This is a genomic window from Duganella sp. CT11-25 (genome assembly GCF_047302815.1).
Taxonomy (GTDB): Bacteria; Pseudomonadota; Gammaproteobacteria; order Burkholderiales; family Burkholderiaceae_D; genus Rugamonas.
This window is the reverse complement of the sequence record NZ_JBKBFD010000001.1, coordinates 297,207-314,041: the sequence shown is the minus strand read 5'-3', so window position 1 is coordinate 314,041 and position 16,835 is coordinate 297,207. Positions and strand designations below refer to the sequence as shown.

Here is a 16,835-nt window from a genome sequence, read left to right as displayed (position 1 = left end):
ATGAAAACAGCCGAACTACTCATTGTCGTCGCGGCGGCGCTGGCGCTGCCGGCGCACGCGCAGCAGGAAGCGCGTCCGGCGGCCGGGCTGGCGTCCAAGACCTGGACGCCGGACAACGGCAACGGCACCTTCACCAATCCACTCTTCTACGACGAGTTTTCCGATCCCGACCTGATCCGCGTAGGCGAGTGGTTCTATCTCACCGGCACCACGATGCACGCCATGCCGGGCCTGCCGGTGCTGCGCTCGAAGGACCTGGTCAACTGGGAATTCCTCAGCTACGCGGCCGACCGCCTGGACTTCGGTCCCGGCTTCCGGCTGGAGGACGGCAAGGGCATCTACGGCCAGGGTATCTGGGCGCCGAGCCTGCGTTTCCGCAACGGCACCTTCTATATCTTCACCAACATCAACGGCCGCGGCACGCAGATCTATGCCGCCACCGATCCCAAGGGACCGTGGAAGCACAGCGAGATGAAGCGCAGCCTGCACGACCTGTCCGTGCTGTTCGACGACGACGGCAAGGCTTATGTGGTCTGGGACCACCAGCAAATGCGTATCGCCGAGCTGACCGCCGACCTGACCGACATCGTGCCGGGCACCGAAAAGGTCTTGTTCGCCAAGACCGCCGGCATGGGCGAAGGCGCGCACTTCTACAAGATCGACGGCAAGTACTACATCCTCAGCGCCAATTACGCCGGCGGCTTCCGCATGCCGGCCGCGCGCGCCGACCACGTCTACGGGCCGTATGAGGTGAACCAGGCGATCAGCAAGGATGAAGGCTTCGGCATGGCGCGCGGCTACCGCCTGCGCAACAACCAGCCACCGTTCCGGATCGATCCGCCCGACCCCGCCTCGCGCGACGCCACCGCCCTGCACCAGGGCGGCATCGTCCTGACGCAGGCCGGTGAATGGTGGGGCTTCTCGATGATGGACTACAACTCGGTCGGTCGCCTGCTCGGCCTGGCGCCAATCACATGGAAGGATGGCTGGCCCTGGTTCGGCCTGCCGGGCAACCTGGGCCGCAACCCGCGCACCTGGGCCAAGCCGCGCACGGCCGCCGCGCAAGCCATCACGGTGCCGTATGAGCGCAGCGACGATTTCTCCGCCGCCGCGCTCAAGCCGGTCTGGCAATGGAACCACGCGCCGGTCGACGGGCAATGGTCGCTGACCGAGCGGCCCGGCTTCCTGCGCCTGCACGCGCTGCCGGCCGCCTCGTTCTGGCAGGCGCGCAACAGCCTGACGCAACGCGCCATCGGGCCGGTGTCGTCGCCGACGGTGGCGCTGGATGTGGCGGGCTTGCAGGACGGCGATGTCGCGGGCCTGGCCCTGCTCAACCTGCCCTACGCCACGCTGGGCGTCGAAAAAAACGGCGGCAAGCTGAGCATCGCGCTGTACGACCAGGCCAGCAACCAGCGCAGCCGCGTCGATAACGAGGGTACACGCCTGTGGCTGCGCGCCGAATGCGACTTCCTGACCGAGAAGGCGCGCTTCAGCTATTCGGTGGATGGCGAGAACTTCGTCCGCATCGGCGGCGACTTCACCATGATCTTCCAGCTGACCACCTTCCAGGGCGTGCGCTACGCGCTGTTCAACTACAACACACAGAACCGGCAAGGCGGGACCGCAGACTTCGACAGCATCGACCTCTACCAGCCCTATCCGCACGGCCTGATGCGTCCGATCCCATATGGCAAGCAGATCCGGCTGAGCGCCTTCAACGCGGACCTGACGGTCAAGGACATGGGCCTGGGCCGCGTCGCGCTGCAGTCAGGCGACGGCTACGTCACGGTCGACGCCGATGGCGGCGTGGCGATCCAGGCCGGGCAAGCGGCACTGGCGCAGAGCTTCCAATGGATCGAGACGCCCACGGGCGAGCTGGTGCTGATGTCGCTGCGGACCCAGCGCTTCCTCCGCGTCGACAGTAAGACCGGGAACGTTACGGCCGACAGCCCCGGCCCGCAGCCGGACGGCGCCGATGGGGTGCGCCTGGGCTGGTAGGCGTCCGGTACGCGACATATTGCAAAAACCACACAGTTCAAGTTATAGTGAGAATAATTCTCATTTAAGTTTTTGATGTTCAGTCACTTGCACCGAAATGGAAAACAATCATGTCCAACGCTGAAGCTCGTCAACAGATAGGCACTCTCTATAGCGAACACCATGGCTGGCTTGCCAAGTGGCTGAGTCACAAGCTCAATTGCAGGAATCTGGGCGCGGACCTGGCGCACGACACCTTTTTGAGCATCCTGACGGCCCGCTTGCCGCAGGATCTGCGCGAGCCGCGCGCCTACCTCACCGCGATCGCCAAGGGCTTGCTCAACACCCACCTGCGGCGCAAGAAGCTGGAGCAGGCCTATCTGGAAGCGCTGGGCGCCCTTCCCGAACCGGTCCAGCCGTCGCCCGAAGAGCGCCTGGCCGTCCTGGAAACGCTGGCGGAGATCGACGGCATACTCGACCGTTTGCCGGCCAAGGCGAAACAAGTATTCCTGCTGGCGCAGCTCGACGGCCTGTCCTATGCCGATATCTGCGCGTTGCTGAACCTCTCGCTCAGCACCGTCAAGCGCCACATGGTGCTGGCATTCCGGCGCTGCCTGGTAGCGCTGTAGTGGGCCCGGCGGTGCTGCACGCCGCGCCCGAAGGCGCGGCCATTCCCGAGGATGTGCTGAACGAGGCCGCCACCTGGCTGATGGAATTGCACGAAGGACCTTTGAGTGCCCGCCAGCGCGTGCAACTGGCGGAGTGGCGCCAACGCAGCCCGGAACACGAGCGCGCATGGGAAAAAGCGACCGCCCTGCTTGAAAAATTCGGCGCCCTGCCGCCGTCCGGCGCCAGGGCACTGAAGCAGATGGCGCTGCCGGAACGGCGCAGCGCCGTCAAGATGCTGGCCGCGCTGCTGGTGGCGGGGCCGGCCGCGTGGCTGGGCTTGCACAGCGCCCCCTGGCCGCAGCACGCCGGCGCCTACAGCACGGCCGCCGGCGAACGCCGCGACATCATCCTGGCCGACGGCACCCGACTCAGCATGAATACCGATACCGCCATCGATGTCGAGTACGACCAGGCCCGGCGTGTCATTCATCTGCGGCGCGGCGAAATCCTCATCACCACGGCCAAAGACAGCGCGCGCACGCCCCGGCCTTTCCTGGTGGCGGTGGATCAGGGCCGGATCCGCGCGCTGGGCACGCGCTTCACGGTGCGGCAACTGGACGGGCACAGCCGGGTGGCGGTGTTTGCCGGCGCGGTCGAAATCAGCCCGCGCGACACGCCGTCCGCCACGCTGATTGTTCCCGCCGGCAAGCAGTCCGCCTTCTCCGCGACGCGGATCGAAGCGCTGGCGCCCGCCGACGAGAACAGCATCGCCTGGCGGAACGGCATGCTGGTCGCCGACCGGATGCCGATGTCGCAGTTCCTCGAGGAACTGGGACGCTATCGCCGCGGCACGCTGCAGTGCGACCCGGCCGTGGCCAGGCTGCAGGTCTCCGGCGTCTTCCCGCTGGCAGATACCGGCTTTACGCTGTCGCTGATCGAGCAAACCATGCCGGTACGGATGCAGTATTTCACCCGCTACTGGGTCACCGTACTACCCGCCTGAAAATAATCGAAAAAAGATGAGCCTTTTTCGATTCTCGTTCGACATATCAGATAAGCACCCCACATCTGATACTCGAAAGGCCCGTAGTGAATTCTCACCCGTTCATCAAGTACGCTGCCGCCGCGCTGGCGGTAGCGGCAGCCAGCCATGCACCGCTGGCCCAGGCGCAAGCCGTCGCCGACGCCATCCTGTCGTACGACATACCCGCCGGTCCGCTGCACCAGGCGCTGTCCGGCTTTGCCGCGCGCGCCGGCGTCGCGCTCTCGTTCGACGGCAAGCTGCTGGAGGGAAAAAATAGCCAGGGCCTGCGCGGCAGCGTCACGGTCCAGGAAGGTTTTATCCAGTTGCTGCAGGGCAGCGGCCTGCAGGCGCGGCGCCTGCCCAACGGCGGCTACACGCTCAAGGCGGTGGTCCCGGCCGCCGGCCAGCGCACCGCCGAAGTGGTCTTGCCGCAGCTGCCGGCCATCGAAGTGACGGCGCAGCGCACCAACAGCACCATGATCCGTCCGACCCGCCAAAGCACCGCCATCGAGCGCGATGAGCTCAACGAGCTGCGGCAGGCGTCCGACACCCTGGCCACCGTGCTGAGCAAGGCGGTGCCCGGCATGGCCGATTCCAGCCGCACCATCACCGACTATGGCCAGACGCTGCGCGGCCGCAACACGCTGGTGCTGGTGGATGGCATACCGCTCAACACCAACCGCGATTCGGCGCGCAATATGGCGGCGCTGAACCTGGCCAGCATCGACAAGGTCGAAGTGCTGCGCGGCAGCAGCGCCATCTACGGCGCCGGCGCCAGCGGCGGCATTATCGCCGTGACCACGCGTCCGGCCGGCGGCTTGCCGTATGCCGAAACCACCGTCTCGCTGCGCTCGCCGCTGTCGCGTCCCGGCAGCGACGGCCTGGGCGGCGAAGTCCAGCACTACCTGTCCGGCGCCAGCGGCGAGATCGACTACGCGCTGAACATGGGCCTGCAGCATATCGGCGGCTCCTACGACGGCAAGGGCAAGCGTATCGCGCCCGAGCCCAGCCAGGGCGATCTGTTCGACAGCAACAACTATACCTTCGGCGGAAAAATCGGCTTGCGCATCGACCGCGACCAGCGCGTGCAATTCGCCGCCAGCCGCTATGTCGCCGAGCAGGACAGCGACTATGGTTCCGATCCGTCGGTATCCCGGCTGGCGGCAGGTACGGCGGTGGCCCTGCCGATCGACGGCCTGCAACTGGACAACCAGAACCAGCTCAGGAACACGCTGGCGAGCGTCAGCTACCAGCACAAGAACATCGCCGGCAGCGCCCTCTCCACCCAGCTCTACTATCGCGACTACTTCACCCGCTTCACGCCGTTCGATGCGCGCGCGGTCTCGACGCGCGGCAACAACGTCGATCAGGTCATGCAGAACTCCAAGGTCTTCGGCGGCCGCGCCACGCTGGATACGCCGCTGGCCAAGAATCTGCAGTTGCTGTGGGGCCTGGATTTCAACCAGGAGCGCAGCGACATGCCCGACGACATCTTCGATCCCGTCGCCTACGACGCCAGCGCCGGCAAAGTCTTCCGGCAGACCCGCACGCTGATGTACATGCCGCCGCTGACCACCCGCAGCATCGGCGGCTTTGGGCAGCTGCAGTACAAGGTCGACCAGCAATGGGCGGTCGAAGGCGGATTGCGCTACGAGCATGCGCGCGCCCGCTTCGACAACTTCATTCCGCTGTCGCAAATCCGCGCCGCCAGCCCGCAGCAGGTCAAGGGCGGCGCGCTGTCCTACTCGGCCTGGATGTCCAACGTCGGCGCGGTGTTCAAGCCGGTTCAGGGGCACGAGATCTACGCCTCGGCCAGCCAGGGCTTCCAGCTGCCGGACATGGGCCTGCAAATCCGCAATGCGACGCCGGCGTTCAACATCGCCTCGTCCGCGCTGGAACCGGTCAAGACCAACAACTACGAACTCGGCTGGCGCGGCGGCGTCGGCGACGTGCTGGGAACGCTGGCGGTGTTTCATACGACATCCAGACTCGGCGACGTGCAAAGCTTCAACAACGGCCTGATACTGACCCGCACCGCCGAAAAAATCACCGGCCTGGAGGCGAGCGCCGACTACCTGCCGCAGGCGACGCCCTGGGGCTATGGCGCCACGCTGACCATGATGCAGGGCCGCGAAACGCCGCAAGGCGGCAGCCGCGACCAGATCATGACCGGCTACCGCATTCCGCCCGCCAAGCTCACCGCCTACGTGCTATACAAGCCGACCGGCCAATGGAGCAACCGCCTGCAGGCCACGTACTACGGCGCGCGCGACTACCGCCTGAACGGCGTGACCAGCTTCGGCCGCCGCGACGTGGCGAGCTACACCACGCTGGATTTGATCAGCAGCTACCAGCTGACATCGCAAGACGCGGTCAGCGCCGGCATCGAAAACCTGCTCAACCGCTACTACCTGCCCGCCTACAGCCAGCTCATGCGCAACAGCAATAACACCAGCCGTTTGCCGGCCTCCGGCGCGGTATTGAATATCAGCTACAACCATCGCTGGTAACACCGGAGTGCCGAACCGCGGCCCTCCGCCCTAATAGTGGAATACGAATCATTATCACTGCTATTCAACATGAAAGGCACTGCCATGATACTCAAAAGCATACTGGAACGTGTCGGCGAGACGCCGATCGTGCACCTGTCCCGCATGTTCGGCCCGTCCCGGCACCAGGTGTACGCCAAGCTGGAATTGCTGAACCCGGCAGGCAGCGTGAAAGACCGCCCCGCCCGCTACATCATCGAGCGCGGCCTGGCCGAAGGCAGCATACGGCCTGGCACGCACATCGTCGAAAGCTCGTCCGGCAACCTGGCCATCGCACTGGCCATGGTCTGCCGCATCCACGGCTTGTCGTTCACCGCCGTGGTCGATCCCAAGATCTCCTCCGCCAACCTGCAGATCATCCGCAGCTATGGCGCCCGCACCCACATGGTGACGGAACAGGATAGCCAGGGCGGCTACCTGGAGACCCGCATCCAGCACGTCAAGCGGCTGTTGCAGGACGATCCGCAGGCGGTATGGATCAACCAGTACGCCAACGAATACAACTGGCTCAGCCACTACCACGGCGAAGGCGAGGAAATCCTGCGCCAGATGGATCAGGCCCCCGACTACCTGGTGCTCGGCGTCAGCACCTCGGGCACGCTGCACGGCATTGCGCGCCGCCTGCGCGAGCAATGGCCGGCGCTGAAAGTGGTCGGCGTCGACGCCGTCGGCTCGGTGCTGTTCGGCACGCCGTCCGGCACGCGCGAGCTGCCCGGCATCGGCGCCAGCCGCGTGCCGGAGTTGCTGAAGCGCGAGGAAATCCCGCAATCCATACACATCGACGACTACGAATCCGCCGTCGCCTGCCGCCAGCTGGTCGAGCGCGAAGGCATCTTTGCCGGCGGCTCCTCGGGCTCGGTGATGGCCGCGATCCAGCGCCTGGGCGCCAGCCTGCAGCAACCGTCCCGCATCCTCACCGTGCTGCCCGACCGTGGCGACCGCTACCTCGACACCGTCTATGACGACACCTGGCTGCAACGCATGCAGCAGCGCCACCTGCAGCGCAGCGCACCAAGCCCCGCCACCGACCTCGAACCGATAGGACTGCCCGCATGAACAACGCCGCACCATCCCTGCTGTACCTGAGCCGCGCCGACCTCGCCTCGCTGGGCGGCGGCCATTCGCAACCGTATGTCGACGCCATCCGCGACGGCCTGACCGCGCACGCGCATGGCCAGTATGTGCAGCCGCTCAAGCCCTACCTGCGCTGGCCCGGCGCCGACCATATCGCCGACCGCATCATCGCCATGCCCTGCTACGTCGGCGGCGACCAGCCGATCGCCGGCCTCAAGTGGATAGGCAGCCGCCAGCACAATCCTGCCAGCTTCGACATGGAGCGCGCCAGCGCCGTCATCGTCCTCAACGACGCCCAGACCAACTACCCGATCGCGCTGATGGAGGGTGGACTCATCAGCGGCATGCGCACGGCGGCGATCACCGCCGTGGCCACGCGCTACCTGGCCCGCGAAGGATACACCGACCTCGCCAGCATCGGCTGCGGCCCGATCGGCCGCATGCAGGTGCAGTCCCTGTTGGAACAATTCCCCGGCATCGCCAAGGTGCACCTGTTCGACATGTCGCCTGCGGCCGCCGCCGCCCTGGCAGCAAGCTGGTCCGCGCAGTATCCCGAAGTGCAATTCCTGGTGGCGCCGTCCGCCGAAGCCGCCGTGCGCGCCGCCGACGTGGTGGTGACGGCGACCGTCACCGACACGCCCTACCTGCCGTTCGACTGGCTCAAGCCGGGCACCTTCGTCAGCAACGTCTCCATCATGGACGTGCACAAGGACGTCTATGAAAAAGCCGACAAGGTGATCGTCGACGACTGGGAACAGTCCAACCGCGAGAAGAAAATCATCAATCAGCTGGTGCTGGAGGGCCGTTTCAGCCGCGAGCGGCTGCATGCAGAACTCGGCGAGATCGTCACCGGCAAGCGCCCGGGCCGGGAAAACAACGAGGAAATCATCCTGCTCAACCCGATGGGCATGGCGCTCGACGACCTGGTCTGCGCGCGGCATTTCTATCACCTGGCGCTGGCCCGGCAGGTCGGCACGCGCCTGCCGCTGTACGGATAAGGCCCATGACCACTTCGCTCAACCTGCCGCCGCACGACGCCGGCCTGCTGCAGGACGTGATCGACGCCCTGTGGCTGGAACAATTGTTCGATTTCCGCCGGCATTGCAGCTTTTCGGTCCAGCCGGGCGGCCGGGCGGCGCTCGGCATCCGGCTCGACGGTAAGCGCAGCCTGCTGCTGCCGGGCGCCGTGAGCGGAGGCCTTCGCCCGTTCCGGGTCGGCGCGGAAGCCCCGGTCTTGCAGGCGGCAACGACCGTAACGCCGCTGGGCGCCGGCGAGCTGGTCCTGCAGCTGCAAAGCGCCGCATGGTGGCAAGACCGCAGCGGCCGCTTCGCACATTTTTTCCGCCTGTCGCAGCAACAGGCCCAGGCCGACCTGGCGCGTGAAGCAGCAATCATGGCCGCCGTTCGGCGGCGGCCGGAGGAGCTGCTGCACTGGGAAGTGCTGAGCTGCCTGAAAGACCGGCCCTTCCATCCGCTGGCGCGCGCCAAGGAGTGGGACGGCGATGACGCCGGCAATGTCGCGGCCTGCCTGCCGACCGCCATGGCGCCGTTGGCGCTGGTCTGGATCGCCGTCGCACGCAGCCAGTTGCTCAGCGGTGGCGCGGGCGGCGACGCCGGCCAGCCCATCGCCCAGGCCATGCTGGATACAAGCCAATTGGAGCGGCTGGCCCAGGCCGCGCACCGGCAGCAAGCCGGCGGCGCAGACTGGCTGTGGCTGCCGGTCCATCCGTGGCAATGGCGCTGGCTGCAAGCACGACAGCCCGCCCTGGTGGACGGCTGCCGGCCGCTCGGCGACGACTTCGGCCACGCCGCGCCCACCGCTTCGCTGCGTTCGCTGGCCGTGCCGGGCCACGACCAGGTGCACGTCAAGCTGTCGCTCTCGGTCAACACGCTGGGCGCCATCCGCACGCTGCCGCCACGGTATCTGAAGAACGCCGCCGCCGCCGCCGCTTGCCTGGAAGGCCTGCGCGCCGGCGACGCCTGGCTGGCCCGCCACCTGTTGCTCTGCGATGAAACGCTGTGGCTCGCCAAGCACAGCGGCGGCGCGCAGGACGATGCCGGGCTGATCCGCAATAGCGGCGAACTGGCCTGCCTGATCCGCCGCTATCCGCTGCTGCCGCGACGCACGCTGATACCGATGGCGGCGCTTCCCGTACGTCTGGCCGACGGCACGCTGCCGGTGTTCGACCACCTGCTCGGCGGCGATGCGGGAGCCGAGCAGGCCTGGCGGCTGTTCGACCATATCGCCAGGCTGTTGATCGGCGTGGGGTTGCGCTGCGTCGCCAACGGCGTCATGCCGGAGCTGCATGGACAGAATATTGTGCTGGTATGCGACAACGCGCGGGTCGAGGCCTTGCTGCTGCGCGATCACGATACGCTGCGCGTCTGCCCTGAAGCGATGCGGCAGCGCGGCCTGGACGTGCCGCCGTACCACATCGACCGCAGCACGCCGAACACGCTGGAATTGCCGGGCGTGGCGCAGCTGCTGGCCTATTTCCAGACACTGGCCATCGAGGTCAACCTGTATGCCGTGCTGGCCGCGCTGGCGCAGCGCCATGGCGAACCGGAAGCGCGCGGCTGGCGCCTCGTCCGCGAGGCCATCGCCGAAGCGCTGGACGAGGTGGCGATGCACGAGCAAGACCGGGATGAGGTGCGCAAGCTGTTGCTGGATGCGGAACTGTGGCCGTTCAAGCAGGTGCTGGCGCCCTTGCTGGCCAGGAAAGACTTTGGCACGGGCATGCCCAGCAGCATGGGCGCCATCGCCAATCCCTTGCTGGCGGAGGAAGACTGAATGCGCCGGCGCCACGAAGACGCGGCCGCCCCACAACAGCGCAACCTGCTGCTGCTGCTGGTGTGCCAGAGCGTCACCACGCTCGGCATGATGACGGTGGTGCCCATCATGCCGCTCTATCTGGCCGCGCTGCCGCAGGCCGGCGCCTTGAGCGATCCGGCCGCGCTCATGCGCTGGAGCAGTCTGGCGCTGGCCGCGCCCGGCCTCGGCACGCTGTGCTGCGCGCCGTTCGCGGGTCGCTTCTGCGACCGCTATGGCTATCGGCGCATGCTGCTGGTGTCGCTGACCGTGTTCATCGCCAGCATGCTGCTGATGGCCATCAGCAGCGGCCTCGCCGGCTTCATCGCCGGACGTTTGCTGCAAGGCGTCAGCACCACCGGCCTGATCTTGACGGCGTTCATCGGCCGCATCAGCACCGACAGCGTGCGCGGTCGTAATTTCGGCCTGCAGGAAAGCGCGATCGGCGCCGGCGCCCTGCTCGGCCCGGTGCTGGGCGGCGTCATGCTCGACTACTGGTCCTTGCGTCCGATGCTGCTGGCCAGCGCGCTGTTCATCGGCGTCGCCGGCGTCCTCCTGTGGCTGCGCACGCAGGAACCGCCGCCCGCAACGATGCCGCCGCCAACGGACGACTTCAAAGGACTGCGCACGGTCCTGCGCCATTCCGACCTGCGCAGCTGGATGCTGGCCAGCTGCCTGGCGCAGGCGGCCGGCTTCGCCATGCTGACGGTGTTTGCACTGTTCATCCCGGCGCGTTTTCCTTTGCTGCAAACGCCGGGCAGCATCATCGGCGCCCTGCATGCGCTGGGCTGGCTGGCCACCATCATGGCGGGGCCGGTTTGGGGCAAGCTCAACGACCGTGGCCACGCGCGCCGCCATTTTGTGTACGCCGCGACCGGCTGCGCGCTGGCCAGCGCCTTGCTGATGGCCAGTAGCCAGCTCTGGGCGATCGCGCTGCTGCGCCTGGTCCAGGGCGCCTGCTACGCAGCGCTGGCGCAATCCATGCTGCTGGCCTGCCTGCGTCAAATGCCGGCGTCGGTGCACGGCTATGTGACCGGGCTGGGCCGCAGCTTCATGGTGGTCGGGCAACTGCTCGGGCCCATGCTGGTGATGCTCTTTTCGTCGCTGCTGGCACCGCAACATCTGCTGTGGCTGGTAGCACTGCTGTTCCTTTGCGCCGGATTGCTGGTATGGCGCCCCGCCGGCCACGCCGCGCATTCCCACCCCATTTAAGGAGAACCCTCCATGTCTCTATCGACCTCACAAGCCGGCGGTATCGAACGCCGCCTGGCGGAGCAATACATCAATACCTGGTGCCGCGAGACCGGCGTGCACGACCCGCGCATCGGCGCGCTGCCGGAGCCGGATGCCGGCCTGGCGCAGCCATTCGCCGCATGGCGCGGGCATGGCTGGACACCCTTCATCTTGCCGCTCGCCGGCGCCCGCGTGGCCGGCGCCTTCAGCTACTATTCGCCGATCGGCTACCATCGGCTCGCCAGTGAATTGTGGCTGGACGACGGCGGCGGCTGGGCGCGTGCTGCCGATGTCCCCGCCCTGACCGATCTGATCGCCGCCGCGCTCGCCGCCGACAGTCCGTCGCCCCAGGCCACGGTCAACCAGCATCGCCTGCAGGGATTGATGCGCAACAGCATCGCCAAGGTCCGGCGCTTTCACCGCGCTCCCCCGCAAGCCCAGCGCCCGGATTATGTGGTGTCCGAACAAGGGCTGCGTTTCGGCCATGTCTTCCACGTGACCTCCAAGGCCTCGGACGGCTTCAGCGAGGACGATCTGCAGGCCTATGCGCCGGAACTGGGGAACGCGTTCCAGCTGCATTATTTCGCCGTGCGTTCCGAGCTGATGGACATGCAAGCCATCGGCCGCAAGGCCGTGCCGATCGATCCCGATGCGATGCGGTTCGCCGAGGCGCTGCTCGCCGAAGGCGAGTACCGCCTGCTGCCCTGCCACCCGTGGCAGGCAAGGCATCTGCTCAAGCAACCCAACATCGCCATGCTGGTGCGCGACCGCGCGCTGATCTCGCTGGGGCCGCTGGGCGAGAACGTGTGGCCGACCTCGTCGGTGCGCACGGTCTGGCTGCCCCAACAGAATCTGTTCCTGAAGTTGTCGCTCAACATCCGCATCACCAACTTCGTGCGCAACAACCCGGACGAGCAAGTCGCCCGCGCACTCGATGCCAGCAAGGCAATCGGACTGCTGCCTGAAGCGCGGCTGCAGCAGGAGCATTTCCGCGTGCTGCGTGAAATCGGCAGCGAGACGCTGAAGCTGCCGGACCCGGAATTGCGCGCCGCCTGCGCCATCGTCTATCGCCAGGCGATGCCGGCGGAAGACACAAGCGAACTGCACCTGGTCGCGGCCTTGCTGGAAGAGTCGGCCGACGGCCATCTGCCGCTGCTGGACGTGGTGCGCCGGGCGGCCGGCGGCGTCGGGCCCGATGCCGGGCTGATACGGCGCTGGTGGCAACGCTATCTCGATGCCACCCTGCTGCCGATGCTGGAATTGTTTGCCGACTACGGCATCAGCCTGGAGGCCCACCTGCAGAACTCGCTGATCGCCTTCCGCGATGGCTGGCCGCAGCGCGGCTATGCGCGCGACATGGAAGGCACGTCGATCAGCCGCGAGCGCTTTCCCTTTCTCGACCGGATCGCCGCCGACAGTCCCGCGCTGTACGACGAAGCGCAGGCCTGGCACCGTTTTCAGTACTACGTGCTGGTCAATCACATCGGCCACCTCGCGGCCTGCCTGGCCCGGCTCGGCTGGTGCGACGAAGCCACCCTGTGGCGCGACGCCGCGCAACGCCTGCGCACCTGCCCGGCCGGCGTACAGCCGCTGGTGGACAAGCTGCTGCAACAAGCCACGCTGCCGGCCAAGGCCAACATGCTGAGCAGCTTCCACCAGCAGGGCGAAACACCCGCCTGGATCGCCATTCCCAATCCCCTGAGAACCTGACATCATGCCGACACGCCACTACCAAGAATTGATCGACAGTCCCGCCTATCACCAGGCCAGCCGGCGCGTGCTGCGCCAGTTGCTCGAAGCCTTGCTGTTTGAACGCGCGCTGCGCGGGATCGCGGTCGAGAACGGGCAAGTTCGCCTGCCCGGCCGCGACCACGAAGGCGCCGACATCGCCTACAGTTGCACGGCGCAGACCAGCTTCAGCTTCGGCCGCGTCCGATTGCTCAGCCCGCTCATGCGCGTCGCCGCGGACGGCAGCCAGGAGGAAGCCGGCGACCCCGCGCTGTTCCTGGCGGAGATCGCGGCCTTGCTCGAGGCCGATGCCCAGCGGCTGCAGCAATTTGCGGCGGAACTGCTGGCGACCCAGATCAAGGACGCCCAGACCCTGCATTTCCGCAGCCGCAGTCCACTGCGCGGCGCGGCCTACGACCGGATGGAGGCGCGCCTGACCGACAGCCACCCCTATCATCCGAGCTACAAATCGCGGCTGGGGTTCACGCTGGCCGACAACGCCGCCTACGGCCCCGAAATCACCGAAGCCGTCCAGCCGCTGCTGCTGGCCGTCAAGCGCGCCCGCGCCGCTGCGGCATTCGCCGCCGATGTCACCGCCATGGGGGAAAGCAACTACCTGCTGCACGAGGCCGACCATCTGCGCTTCGACCGGGAGTTGACGCGGCGCGGCCTGGCCGCCGGCGACTACCTGCCGCTGCCGGTTCACCCCTGGCAGTGGGAAGAGATCATCGCTCCGGGCTTTCACCAGGCGCTGGCTTGCGGCGATCTGCTGTTGCTGGGCCCCATGTCCGAACAATACCTACCGCAGCAATCAATACGCACGCTCGGCAGCATGACGGCGCCGCAGCGGCCCTCGATCAAGCTGGCCATGAATCTGGTCAACACCTCGACCTCGCGCGTGCTGGCGCCGCATACGGTACGCAATGCGGCGCCGATCAGCGACTGGCTGCAGGCGCTGGTGCGCGATACCGCATGGCCGCAACCGATGCGGCCGCCTGTGATCCTGCGCGAAACGGCGGGCGTCAGCTACACGCGCCCCGCCGCTGCCGCCGCCCAGTACGGCGCGCTGGCGTGCATCTGGCGCGACAGCATCCATCGGCATCTGGCGCCGCGGGAGCAGGCGGCGCCGATGACCGCCATCCTGCATATCGATACCGATGGACGGCCCCTGATCGATGACTGGGTCGCACGGCATGGCGCCGCCCACTGGCTGCAAACGCTGGTCGAACGGGCCTGGCTGCCGGTGCTGCACCTGCTGTGGACCCAGGGTGTCGCGCTCGAATCGCATGCGCAAAACATGCTGCTGCTGCACATGGATGGATTGCCCGAACGCGTGGCGCTGAAGGATTTCCACGATGGCGTGCGCTTCAGCCCGGCCTTGCTGGCCGGGCCGGCGCCGGCGCTGACCGCGCCGCCAGGCGCGCATGCGCTGGTCAATCCCAATTCATTCATCCAGACCGACGACGCCAACGAGCTGCGCGACTTCACCTTCGACGCCCTGTTCTTCGTCAACCTGGCCGAATTGGCGTGGCTGTACGCGCGCTTTTATGCGGTGCCGGAAGCCCGGTTCTGGGGCATCGTCGCCGATGTGCTGCATGCGCACCAGGCGCGCCATCCCGAACTGGCGGCGCGTTACGCGCTGTTCGACTGTTTTGCCGCCGAGGTCGATATCGAGCTGCTGGCCAGCCGCCGCTTCCAGTCCGAGATACGCCTGCGCACCCGGGCGGCGCCGAATCCGCTGGCGCGGCAAGCATGACAACGCTCAAACAGAGACTGGCGCTGCCGGCGCCGTTGTTCGGCCTGTTCTGCTCGACGCCGGCGGCCTTGACGGTCGAGCTGATCGCCGCCGCCGGCTACGACTTCCTGGTGATCGACCTCGAACATACGCTGATCGGCCCCGGCCAGCTGGCGTCCATGCTGCTGGCGGCGCGCGCGGCGGGCATCGCGGCGCTGGTGCGGGTGGCCGCGCCCTATCAGGCGCTGCAGGCGCTCGATCACGGCGCCGAAGGCATCGTGTTTGCGCGCATCCAGTCCGCCGCACAGGCGCAGGAAGCGGTGCGCGCCTGCCACTACGCGCCGCGCGGACAACGCGGTCTCAACAGCACATGGCACAGCGCCTACGGCCGCGACGACCTGGCCGCCGCCATGGCCGCGATGAGCAGCCAGACGCTGGTGATCGCCATGATCGAAGACGCCGAAGGCCTGTCCGAGGCCGACCGCATCGCAGCCGTCGACGGCATCGATGTCCTGATGGAAGGCGCGGCCGATCTGTCGCAATCGCTGGGCCTGCCATGGCAGACCCGCCATCCGCGCGTACGCGCCGGCGTGAGCGCGATACAGTCGGCCGCCAGCCGTCATGGCAAGGCGTTCTGCGTACTGCCGCGCGCCCGTGAAGACTTCGACGCCGCCATGCTGCAGCAGGTGCGCCTGTTCATCCTCGGCGACGACCGCGGCATCAGCCGCCGCGCCATGAGCGCCCATCTGGCGCAGCACCAACCCAACCTGGAGTAAGACATGCGCGAACAATTAGTCCTCGACTACATCCAGGCGCAGGCCACCCCGGCCTGCGCCTACCTCTACGACCTGGCGCATTTGCAGACCCGCGCCCAGGGTTTGCATGGCAAGCTGCCGCCGCAATGCAAGCTGTTCTATGCAATCAAGGCCAACAGCGATGCGCCGGTGCTAGAAGCGCTGCATCCCGCGCTGGACGGCTTCGAGGTCGCTTCGCTGGGCGAGATCGACAAGGTCCGCGCGGTGGACCGGCAGGTGCCGATTATTTTCGGCGGCCCCGGCAAGACCGACGCCGAGCTGGAGGGCGCACTGGACCAGCAAGTGATGCTGATCCACATCGAAAGCGAACACCAGCTGCGGCGCCTGGACTGGATCGCCGGCAAGCGCCGCCAGACCGCGCGCATCCTGTTGCGCGTGAATCCGGCCAGCCTGCCCGGCGACACCCAGGCCACCTTGCGCATGGGCGGCCAGGCCACCCAGTTCGGCATCGACCAAGCGCAGATGCCGGCAATGATCGCCTTGAGTCTGAGCCTGCCCAACATCCAGCTGGAGGGACTGCATATCCATGCGCTGTCGAACAACCTGCATGTCGGCGACCACCTGGCGCTGCTGCGCCACTACATCGGCCTGGCCCAGGCATGGGAGGAGCGCTATCGGATCCGCTTCGCCTGGCTCAATGTCGGCGGCGGCATCGGCGTCAACTATGCCGACCCCGCCCGGCAATTCGCGTGGGATGCGTTCTGCACCGGGCTGGCCGGGCTGATCGCGCAATGCCGGCCCGCCTTCCAGCTGATCTTTGAATGCGGCCGCTACATCAGCGCCGATTGCGGCGTGTATGTGAGCGAGGTCATCGATATCAAGACCACGCATGGCAAGAACTTTGCCATCCTGCGCGGCGGCTCGCATCATTTCCGCCTGCCGGTCTCGTGGCAGCACAACCATCCATTTACGATCGCCCGCCGCGAGCACTGGGGCTATCCGTTTGCGCGCCCCGGCGTGACCGATGCGCCGGTGACGATCTGCGGCGAACTGTGCACGCCCAAGGACGTGCTGGCGAGCGACGTCCAGGTGACGCAACTGCGCGCCGGCGATTGCCTGGTGTTTGCCCTGGCCGGCGCCTACGGATGGCATATTTCGCACCACGACTTCCTCAGCCATCCCCATCCCGAACGGCGCTACTTCAGCCGCTGATCCGCATACCGCGTCTCCTGCAAGCCCCCCTCGCCCAAGAAAAGTGCCAGTTAATCTACCTTTTGTGCAAAGCCATGCGGCCAAGAATTCATTACGCTACGACATCGCAAGTACAAAACGGAGATGCAAC

12 protein-coding genes are annotated in these 16,835 nt (G+C 66.8%); all 12 read left to right on the top strand.

The annotated features are described in order from the left end of the window. Positions 1–1,998 (top strand): family 43 glycosylhydrolase, encoded by a 1,998-nt coding sequence (locus ACEN9F_RS01255; protein WP_413417024.1) that lies wholly within the window; start codon positions 1–3, stop codon positions 1,996–1,998. A gap of 110 nt (positions 1,999–2,108) precedes the next feature. Beyond that, entirely contained in the window at positions 2,109–2,606 is a 498-nt protein-coding gene (locus ACEN9F_RS01250) for a sigma-70 family RNA polymerase sigma factor (RefSeq protein WP_413417022.1), read from the top strand. Beyond that, positions 2,606–3,589, top strand: coding sequence for a FecR domain-containing protein (locus ACEN9F_RS01245; RefSeq protein ID WP_413417020.1), 984 nt, complete (start codon positions 2,606–2,608; stop codon positions 3,587–3,589). Before ACEN9F_RS01250 ends, ACEN9F_RS01245 begins: the two co-directional genes overlap by 1 nt. Before the next feature lie 86 nt (positions 3,590–3,675). Then, complete coding sequence (locus ACEN9F_RS01240; protein WP_413417018.1) at positions 3,676–6,120, top strand: TonB-dependent siderophore receptor; 2,445 nt, start codon at positions 3,676–3,678, stop codon at positions 6,118–6,120. An 84-nt stretch (positions 6,121–6,204) separates the two neighbouring features. After that, the gene (gene sbnA / locus ACEN9F_RS01235) at positions 6,205–7,215 is read left to right on the top strand and encodes a 2,3-diaminopropionate biosynthesis protein SbnA (protein ID WP_413417016.1); all 1,011 of its coding nucleotides are present in this window, start codon (positions 6,205–6,207) and stop codon (positions 7,213–7,215) included. Then, complete coding sequence (sbnB, locus tag ACEN9F_RS01230; protein ID WP_413417014.1) at positions 7,212–8,231, top strand: 2,3-diaminopropionate biosynthesis protein SbnB; 1,020 nt, start codon at positions 7,212–7,214, stop codon at positions 8,229–8,231. The genes sbnA and sbnB overlap by 4 nt, the downstream gene beginning before the upstream one ends. Before the next feature lie 5 nt (positions 8,232–8,236). After that, a complete protein-coding gene (locus tag ACEN9F_RS01225) occupies positions 8,237–10,024 on the top strand; it encodes an IucA/IucC family protein (protein WP_413417012.1) in 1,788 nt (595 codons plus the stop codon). Then, the gene (locus ACEN9F_RS01220) at positions 10,025–11,254 is read left to right on the top strand and encodes an MFS transporter (RefSeq protein ID WP_413417010.1); all 1,230 of its coding nucleotides are present in this window, start codon (positions 10,025–10,027) and stop codon (positions 11,252–11,254) included. A gap of 12 nt (positions 11,255–11,266) precedes the next feature. Further along, positions 11,267–12,985: an IucA/IucC family protein gene (locus tag ACEN9F_RS01215; RefSeq protein WP_413417007.1), complete on the top strand. Its 1,719-nt coding sequence runs from the start codon at positions 11,267–11,269 to the stop codon at positions 12,983–12,985. 4 nt (positions 12,986–12,989) lie between these two features. Next, positions 12,990–14,759 (top strand): IucA/IucC family protein, encoded by a 1,770-nt coding sequence (locus tag ACEN9F_RS01210; RefSeq protein ID WP_413417005.1) that lies wholly within the window; start codon positions 12,990–12,992, stop codon positions 14,757–14,759. After that, positions 14,756–15,514 carry an HpcH/HpaI aldolase family protein gene (locus ACEN9F_RS01205; protein WP_413417003.1) on the top strand — a complete coding sequence of 253 codons (759 nt, stop codon included), beginning with the start codon at positions 14,756–14,758 and terminating at the stop codon, positions 15,512–15,514. Before ACEN9F_RS01210 ends, ACEN9F_RS01205 begins: the two co-directional genes overlap by 4 nt. 3 nt (positions 15,515–15,517) lie before the next feature. Further along, positions 15,518–16,705 (top strand): type III PLP-dependent enzyme, encoded by a 1,188-nt coding sequence (locus ACEN9F_RS01200; protein WP_413417001.1) that lies wholly within the window; start codon positions 15,518–15,520, stop codon positions 16,703–16,705. Positions 16,706–16,835 lie beyond the last annotated feature (130 nt).

What these genes read in the sequence shown, in the direction of transcription:
- ACEN9F_RS01220 (WP_413417010.1), top strand. Translation starts at nt 10,025, where the DNA reads ATGCGCCGGCGCCACGAAGACGCGGCCGCCCCACAACAGCGCAACCTG.
- sbnB (WP_413417014.1), top strand. Translation starts at nt 7,212, where the DNA reads ATGAACAACGCCGCACCATCCCTGCTGTACCTGAGCCGCGCCGACCTC.
- ACEN9F_RS01225 (WP_413417012.1), top strand. Translation starts at nt 8,237, where the DNA reads ATGACCACTTCGCTCAACCTGCCGCCGCACGACGCCGGCCTGCTGCAG.
- ACEN9F_RS01250 (WP_413417022.1), top strand. Translation starts at nt 2,109, where the DNA reads ATGTCCAACGCTGAAGCTCGTCAACAGATAGGCACTCTCTATAGCGAA.
- ACEN9F_RS01255 (WP_413417024.1), top strand. Translation starts at nt 1, where the DNA reads ATGAAAACAGCCGAACTACTCATTGTCGTCGCGGCGGCGCTGGCGCTG.
- ACEN9F_RS01215 (WP_413417007.1), top strand. Translation starts at nt 11,267, where the DNA reads ATGTCTCTATCGACCTCACAAGCCGGCGGTATCGAACGCCGCCTGGCG.
- ACEN9F_RS01210 (WP_413417005.1), top strand. Translation starts at nt 12,990, where the DNA reads ATGCCGACACGCCACTACCAAGAATTGATCGACAGTCCCGCCTATCAC.
- ACEN9F_RS01200 (WP_413417001.1), top strand. Translation starts at nt 15,518, where the DNA reads ATGCGCGAACAATTAGTCCTCGACTACATCCAGGCGCAGGCCACCCCG.
- ACEN9F_RS01205 (WP_413417003.1), top strand. Translation starts at nt 14,756, where the DNA reads ATGACAACGCTCAAACAGAGACTGGCGCTGCCGGCGCCGTTGTTCGGC.
- sbnA (WP_413417016.1), top strand. Translation starts at nt 6,205, where the DNA reads ATGATACTCAAAAGCATACTGGAACGTGTCGGCGAGACGCCGATCGTG.